7 protein-coding genes are annotated in these 7,024 nt (G+C 72.3%); all 7 read left to right on the plus strand.

Annotated features, from left to right (window positions below; all coding sequences use genetic code 11):
• Positions 1–77 precede the first annotated feature (77 nt).
• Positions 78–629 carry a crossover junction endodeoxyribonuclease RuvC gene (ruvC, locus tag HTZ82_RS31660; RefSeq protein ID WP_175412852.1) on the plus strand — a complete coding sequence of 184 codons (552 nt, stop codon included), beginning with the start codon at positions 78–80 and terminating at the stop codon, positions 627–629.
• Entirely contained in the window at positions 626–1,237 is a 612-nt protein-coding gene (gene ruvA / locus HTZ82_RS31665; RefSeq protein WP_175412853.1) for a Holliday junction branch migration protein RuvA, read from the plus strand. The genes ruvC and ruvA overlap by 4 nt, the downstream gene beginning before the upstream one ends.
• 101 nt (positions 1,238–1,338) lie before the next feature.
• The gene (gene ruvB / locus HTZ82_RS31670) at positions 1,339–2,445 is read left to right on the plus strand and encodes a Holliday junction branch migration DNA helicase RuvB (RefSeq protein ID WP_175412854.1); all 1,107 of its coding nucleotides are present in this window, start codon (positions 1,339–1,341) and stop codon (positions 2,443–2,445) included.
• A gap of 199 nt (positions 2,446–2,644) precedes the next feature.
• On the plus strand, positions 2,645–3,145 hold the full coding sequence (yajC, locus tag HTZ82_RS31675; RefSeq protein ID WP_175412855.1) for a preprotein translocase subunit YajC: 501 nt from the start codon (positions 2,645–2,647) through the stop codon (positions 3,143–3,145).
• Positions 3,146–3,295: 150 nt separating this feature from the next.
• A complete protein-coding gene (gene secD, locus HTZ82_RS31680) occupies positions 3,296–5,098 on the plus strand; it encodes a protein translocase subunit SecD (RefSeq protein ID WP_175412856.1) in 1,803 nt (600 codons plus the stop codon).
• 1 nt (position 5,099) lies between these two features.
• On the plus strand, positions 5,100–6,203 hold the full coding sequence (secF, locus tag HTZ82_RS31685; protein WP_175412857.1) for a protein translocase subunit SecF: 1,104 nt from the start codon (positions 5,100–5,102) through the stop codon (positions 6,201–6,203).
• Complete coding sequence (locus HTZ82_RS31690; protein ID WP_375540883.1) at positions 6,203–6,751, plus strand: adenine phosphoribosyltransferase; 549 nt, start codon at positions 6,203–6,205, stop codon at positions 6,749–6,751. Before secF ends, HTZ82_RS31690 begins: the two co-directional genes overlap by 1 nt.
• Positions 6,752–7,024 lie beyond the last annotated feature (273 nt).

Below are 7,024 nucleotides of genomic sequence, written 5' to 3' on the forward strand. Positions count from 1 at the left end.
AACACACCCCGTCGGCCCGCCGCGTTGTCAGTGCCACCCGATAGCCTGCACGAGCAGATGAACGAAGGAGCGGTGGCGTGCGTGTGCTGGGGGTGGACCCGGGGCTGACCCGGTGCGGTGTCGGCGTCGTCGACGGCGTCGCGGGGCGCCCGCTGACCATGGTCGGCGTCGGGGTCATCCGTACGCCGCCGGACGCGGACATCGGCCACCGCCTCGTCGCCATCGAGCAGGGCATGGAGGAGTGGCTGGACACGCACCGTCCCGAACGGGTCGCCGTGGAGCGCGTGTTCAGCCAGCACAACGTCCGTACGGTGATGGGCACCGCCCAGGCCAGCGCGGTCGCCATGCTGTGCGCGTCCCGGCGCGGCATCCCCGTCGCCCTGCACACCCCCAGCGAGGTCAAGGCCGCCGTCACCGGCACGGGCCGCGCCGACAAGGCGCAGGTCGGCGCCATGGTCACCCGGCTGCTCCGGCTCGACGCGCCACCCAGGCCGGCCGACGCGGCCGACGCACTCGCCCTCGCCATCTGCCACATCTGGCGCGCCCCCGCGCAGAACCGCCTCCAGCAGGCGGTCGCCGCGCACCGCGCCACCGCCACCCAGCACGCGACGAAAGGCCGCAACGCATGATCGCCTTCGTGACGGGACCGGTCGCCGCCCTCGCCCCGACCACCGCCGTGATCGAGGTCGGCGGCGTCGGCATGGCCGTCCAGTGCACGCCGAACACCCTCTCCGGCCTGAGGCTGGGTCAGGAGGCCCGGCTGCACACGTCGTTGGTCGTCCGCGAGGACTCGCTGACCCTGTACGGCTTCGCGGACGACGACGAGCGGCAGGTGTTCGAACTGCTCCAGACCGCCAGCGGCGTCGGCCCGCGACTGGCCCAGGCCATGCTCGCCGTGCACACCCCCGACGCGCTGCGCGTCGCGGTCGCGTCCGGTGACGAGAAGGCGCTCACGGCCGTGCCCGGCATCGGCAAGAAGGGCGCGCAGAAGCTGCTCCTCGAACTGAAGGACCGCCTCGGCGCCCCGCTCGGCACGTCCGCCGGAGCCCCGGCCGCCACGGGAACGCCACCGTGGCGGGACCAGCTGCACGCCGCGCTGGTGGGCCTCGGCTACGCCGCGCGCGAGGCGGACGAGGCGGTGACGGCCGTGACCCCGCAGGCCGAGGCGGCGGGCGGCGACCCGCAGATCGGCGTCCTCCTCAAGACCGCCCTGCAGACCCTCAACCGCACCCGCTGACCCCGCGGCCGCACCGCTGCACCGCTGCACCGCCCGCCCCAGGGCGGCCACCACTGCCGCCGCGACCGACGAGACCGACCACCACCGTGAGGCACACCGCCATGGACTGGGACGACACCCGCGACGACACCGCCCGCGACCTGCCCGCGGCGGCCCCCGCCCTGCAGGGCGCCGAGCGGCTCGTCGGCGCGGCCGCCGACGGCGACGACCAGGCCGTCGAGGCGGCGCTGCGCCCCAAGTCGCTGGACGAGTTCGTCGGCCAGGAACGCGTCCGCGAACAGCTCGACCTCGTCCTGCGCGCCGCCCGCGCCCGCGGCGCGACCGCCGACCACGTCCTGCTGTCCGGAGCCCCCGGCCTCGGCAAGACCACCCTCTCCATGATCATCGCGGCGGAGATGGGCGCCCCCATCCGCATCACCTCGGGCCCCGCCATCCAGCACGCGGGCGACCTCGCCGCGATCCTCTCCTCCCTCCAGGAGGGCGAGGTCCTCTTCCTCGACGAGATCCACCGGATGTCCCGGCCCGCCGAGGAGATGCTCTACATGGCGATGGAGGACTTCCGGGTCGACGTGATCGTCGGCAAGGGCCCCGGCGCCACGGCGATCCCGCTCGAACTCCCGCCGTTCACCCTGGTCGGCGCCACCACCCGGGCCGGCCTGCTGCCGCCCCCGCTGCGCGACCGCTTCGGCTTCACGGCGCACATGGAGTTCTACGCCCCCGCCGAACTGGAGCGCGTCATCCACCGCTCCGCCCAGCTCCTCGACGTCGACATCGAGGCCGAAGGCGCCGCCGAGATCGCCGGCCGCTCCCGAGGCACGCCCCGTATCGCCAACCGCCTCCTGCGCCGCGTCCGCGACTACGCGCAGGTCAGGGCCGACGGCCTGATCACGCGCGACATCGCCGCGACCGCGCTCGCCGTGTACGAGGTCGACGGGCGCGGACTCGACCGCCTGGACCGGGCCGTCCTGGAGGCCCTGCTGAAGCTGTTCGGCGGCGGCCCCGTCGGCCTGTCGACGCTCGCCGTCGCCGTGGGCGAGGAGCGCGAGACCGTCGAGGAGGTCGCCGAGCCCTTCCTCGTGCGCGAGGGCCTGCTGGCCCGTACGCCGCGCGGCCGGGTGGCCACCCCAGCGGCGTGGACGCACCTCGGACTCGTACCGCCGCAGGCCACGCCCCCCACGGGAGGACAACAGGGACTGTTCGGCGTGTGACCTCGGCGTGTGACCGTAGCGTGATCCTCATGTGACGGCGCGGACGCTCGCCCGCTCGGGAACCGTGGTGCGATGCTGGGCGTTGTTCCATCGATGCGGACTCGCCTAGACTCCGCCGATGCCGCCCTTTCAGGTCGGCGTGCCCACCCCCGTAGATCAGGCCGCTCACCAGCGCGGTCGTGCGAAGGAATTCCGTCCCGTGGATATCGTGACCCTCCTCCCGTTCATCGTGCTCATCGGGGCCATGTTCCTGATGACCCGCTCCGCCAAGAAGAAGCAGCAGGCGGCGGCGCAGATGCGCAACCAGATGCAGCCAGGCACCGGCGTGCGGACGATCGGGGGGATGTACGCCACCGTCAAGGAGGTCAGCGACGACACGGTCCTCCTGGAGGTCGCGCCCGGCGTTCACGCGGTGTACGCGAAGAACGCGATCGGCGCCGTCCTCGACGACGACGAGTACAACCGCATCGTGCACGGCGACACCGGTACGGACTCGGACACCGACGGTGACCTGAAGTCCGACGACCTGCCGGCCGTCCCGGACGACGCCTCCTCGCTGATCGAGTCCGCCGACGCGGCCGGCGGCGACGACTCCTCGGACGCCTCGCGCGCCGCCAAGCCGGACCTCACCAAGAAGGCCGAGGCGGAGGACGCCGCGCCGAAGGACGGCAAGGGCGACGGCGAGGCCGACGCGAAGTAGCCACGGCCGGGGACCGCGCGGCGCCCACCGGTGCCGCGCGGTCCCCGGATCGCGTCACATCTGCATCTGCGGGGGCAGGTCCCCACACACACTTCGTGGCCGCCCCGCGCACACCCGGCGCGGGGCGGTTGGACAGGGAGAAACGACAAGGTGGCAGCACCGAAGAAGGGCAGAAGGCCGTCGGGGGGACAGGGGAGGCCAGGGCGTGCCCTGGCGTTCATCCTGATCGCGATGGTCGCGCTCACCGGCGGGATGTTCTGGTCCGGTCACACCACGCCGCGACTGGGCATCGACCTGGCGGGCGGCACGACGATCACGCTGAAGGCCGAGGCCGAGCCCGGCAAGGAAAGCGCCGTCAACGAGACCAACATGAACACGGCGGTCGGCATCATCGAGCGCCGCGTCAACGGTCTCGGTGTGCAGGAGGCCGAGGTCCAGACCCAGGGCCGCGAGAACATCGTCGTGAACATCCCCAAGGGGACGGACCAGGAGCAGGCGCGCCAGCAGGTGGGCACCACCGCGCAGCTGTACTTCCGCCCGGTCCTCACGATCATGGGCAGCGAGCCGGTCGTCCCGAAGCCGTCGGCGAGCTCCAGCCCCTCCGCAGGCGCCTCCACGAGCCCCTCGGCGTCCGCCACCGGCAAGGCCGAGCAGGACAAGGGCGACAAGGTCACCGAGCCGTCCCCGTCGGCCAGCGCCACCACGCAGGGCCGTGCGGTCACCGACGCGCTGAAGAAGGCCCCCAGCCCCAGCGGCTCGGCGTCGGCCTCCGCGCCCGCCGGCCCCTCGGCCTCGCCCAGCGGGCTCACCGCCCCCACCCCGGCCGGCACGCCCAGCGCCGACACCGCGGCCCTGGAGAAGCAGTTCGCGGCACTCAACTGCAACGACAAGAAGCAGCGCTCCGCCGCGGGCAAGGGCGTCAAGCCCTCCGAGCCGACCGTCGCCTGCGGTGAGAACCCGCTCGGCGGCTGGGACAAGTACCTGCTCGGCCCGTCCGAGGTGGACGGCAAGGACATCGACGACGCCCAGGGCGTGCTGGACCCGACGCGCGCCCAGTGGATCGTGCAGCTCGAGTTCAACAGCAAGGGTGCCAAGGAGTTCGCCGAGACCACCGGCAAGCTGGCTTCGCAGCCCGACCCGCAGAACCGGTTCGCGATCGTCCTCGACGGCGAGGTCGTGTCCTCCCCGTCCGTGGACAGGCCCATCGCCGGCGGCCAGGCGGAGATCTCCGGCAGCTTCGACCAGAAGTCCGCCCAGGACCTCGGCAACATCCTGTCCTACGGCGCCCTGCCGCTGTCCTTCGAGGAGCAGAGCGTCACCACCGTGACCGCCGCGCTCGGCGGCGAGCAGCTGCGCGCGGGCCTCATCGCCGGCGCCATCGGCCTCGCCCTGGTCATCATCTACCTGGTGGTCTACTACCGCGGCCTGTCGCTCATCGCGATCCTGTCGCTGGGTGTCTCGGCGGTCCTGACGTACACGATCATGTCGCTGCTCGGCCCGGCCATCGGCTTCGCGCTGAACCTGCCGGCCGTGTGCGGTGCGATCGTCGCCATCGGTATCACCGCCGACTCGTTCATCGTGTACTTCGAGCGCATCCGCGACGAGATCCGCGAGGGCCGCTCGCTGCGTCCGGCCGTCGAGCGGGCCTGGCCGCGCGCCCGCCGCACCGTCCTCGTGTCCGACTTCGTGTCGTTCCTGGCCGCCGCGGTGCTGTTCATCGTCACCGTGGGCAAGGTGCAGGGCTTCGCGTTCACGCTCGGCCTGACCACGGCCCTCGACGTCGTCGTGGTGTTCTTCTTCACCAAGCCGATCATGACGATCCTCGCCCGCGGCAAGTTCTTCGGCGGCGGTCACCCGTGGTCCGGCCTCGACCCGAAGCGTCTCGGCGCGCAGCCGCCCCTGCGGCGCACCCGCCGTGCCGCCCCCGTCACGACCGAACCGAAGGAGGCGTGAGATGTCGCGACTCGGAAATCTCGGCGCCCGTCTCTACCGCGGTGAGGTCGGCTACGACTTCGTCGCCAAGCGCAAGCTCTGGTACGCCGTCTCGATCCTCATCACCATCACGGCCATCGCCGCCCTCGCGGTGCGCGGCCTGAACATGGGCATCGAGTTCAAGGGCGGCGCGGTCTTCACCACGCCCGCCACCTCGGTGTCCGCGTCCCAGGCCGAGGAGGTCGCCGAGGAGGCCGCCGGCCACGACGCGATCGTCCAGGAGCTCGGCACCGGCGGCCTGCGCATCCAGGTCTCCGGCCTGGACACGCAGCAGGCCAACTCCATCAAGGGCGAGATCGCCGAGGGTGTCCAGGTCGCGGAGAAGGACATCACCGCCGAGCTGGTCGGCCCCAGCTGGGGCAAGCAGATCGCCAACAAGGCATGGACCGGTCTCGGCGTGTTCATGATCCTCGTGGTGATCTACCTGGCGATCGCCTTCGAGTGGCGTATGGCGGTCGCCGCGCTCATCGCCCTCGTCCACGACCTCACCATCACCGTCGGGATCTATTCGCTCGTCGGCTTCGAGGTCACGCCGGGCACGGTCATCGGTCTGCTCACCATCCTCGGTTACTCCCTCTACGACACCGTCGTCGTCTTCGACGGTCTGAAGGAGTCCTCGAAGGACATCACCAAGCAGACCCGCTACACCTACAGCGAGATCGCCAACCGCAGCCTCAACGGCACCCTGGTCCGCTCCATCAACACCACCGTCGTGGCGCTGCTGCCGGTCGCCGGCCTGCTCTTCATCGGCGGCGGCTTCCTCGGCGCGGGCATGCTCAACGACATCTCGCTGTCGCTGTTCGTCGGCCTCGCCGCCGGTGCGTACTCGTCCATCTTCATCGCCACACCGCTCGTCGCGGACCTCAAGGAACGCGACCCGCAGATGAAGGCCCTGAAGAAGCGGGTCCTCGCCAAGCGCGCCGCCGCGGCCGCCAAGCGCGACTCCGGGCACGAGGACGCCGACGACGCCCTCGACGAGCTGCCCGAGGGCGCCGTGACCGCCCCGGCCGGTGCCGTCGTCGGCCCGCGCGGCCGCCGCGGCGGCCGGTCCACGGAGAAGCGCTGATGACCACCGCCGAGACCACCCGGGAGCTGCTCCTCAGCCGCATCCGGGACGTCCCCGACCACCCGAAGCCCGGCGTCATGTTCAAGGACATCACGCCGCTGCTCGCGGACCCCGTGGCGTTCGCCGCGCTCACCGGCGCCTTCGCCGAGCTGTGCGCACGCCACGGGGCGACCAAGATCGTCGGACTGGAGGCGCGCGGCTTCATCCTCGCCGCCCCCGTCGCCGTCACCGCGCAGATCGGCTTCGTGCCCGTCCGCAAGGCGGGCAAGCTCCCCGGAGCCACGCTGCGCCAGGCGTACGAGCTGGAGTACGGCACCGCCGAGATCGAGGTCCACGCCGAGGACCTCACCCCCGGCGACCGTGTCCTGGTCATCGACGACGTCCTCGCCACCGGCGGCACCGCCGAGGCGTCCCTGGAGCTCATCCGCCGCGCCGGCGCCGAGGTCGCGGGCGTCGCCGTCCTCATGGAGCTCGGCTTCCTCGCCGGCCGCGCCCGGCTGGAAGCGGCCCTGGGCGGCGCACCGCTGGAGGCGCTGATCACGGTCTGAGGGCCTCGGCCCGCACAGGCCGAAAACGTACGGGACGGGCATCCGGGAACACCGGGTGCCCGTCCCGCGTTGTCAGCGACCCGCCCGGGGCGAGAGGGGCGCCCGGGGTCGATACCATGGGATGTCCGGGCCTCACCGGGGGACCCGGACCCGCACGAGGAGCGCCCCTTGCCAGACGAGGTCCAGCCACTCTCCGCCGCGAAATCCGACCAGCGGGCCGACAAGGCCGCGGCGACCTCCGCCACGCCGTCGGACAAGCCCGCGGACCCCAGG

This window comes from Streptomyces sp. TRM64462, from assembly GCF_013362995.1.
Classification (GTDB): domain Bacteria; phylum Actinomycetota; class Actinomycetes; order Streptomycetales; family Streptomycetaceae; genus Streptomyces.

What these genes read in the sequence shown, in the direction of transcription:
- secF (WP_175412857.1), top strand. Translation starts at nt 5,100, where the DNA reads ATGTCGCGACTCGGAAATCTCGGCGCCCGTCTCTACCGCGGTGAGGTC.
- ruvA (WP_175412853.1), top strand. Translation starts at nt 626, where the DNA reads ATGATCGCCTTCGTGACGGGACCGGTCGCCGCCCTCGCCCCGACCACC.
- ruvB (WP_175412854.1), top strand. Translation starts at nt 1,339, where the DNA reads ATGGACTGGGACGACACCCGCGACGACACCGCCCGCGACCTGCCCGCG.
- HTZ82_RS31690 (WP_375540883.1), top strand. Translation starts at nt 6,203, where the DNA reads ATGACCACCGCCGAGACCACCCGGGAGCTGCTCCTCAGCCGCATCCGG.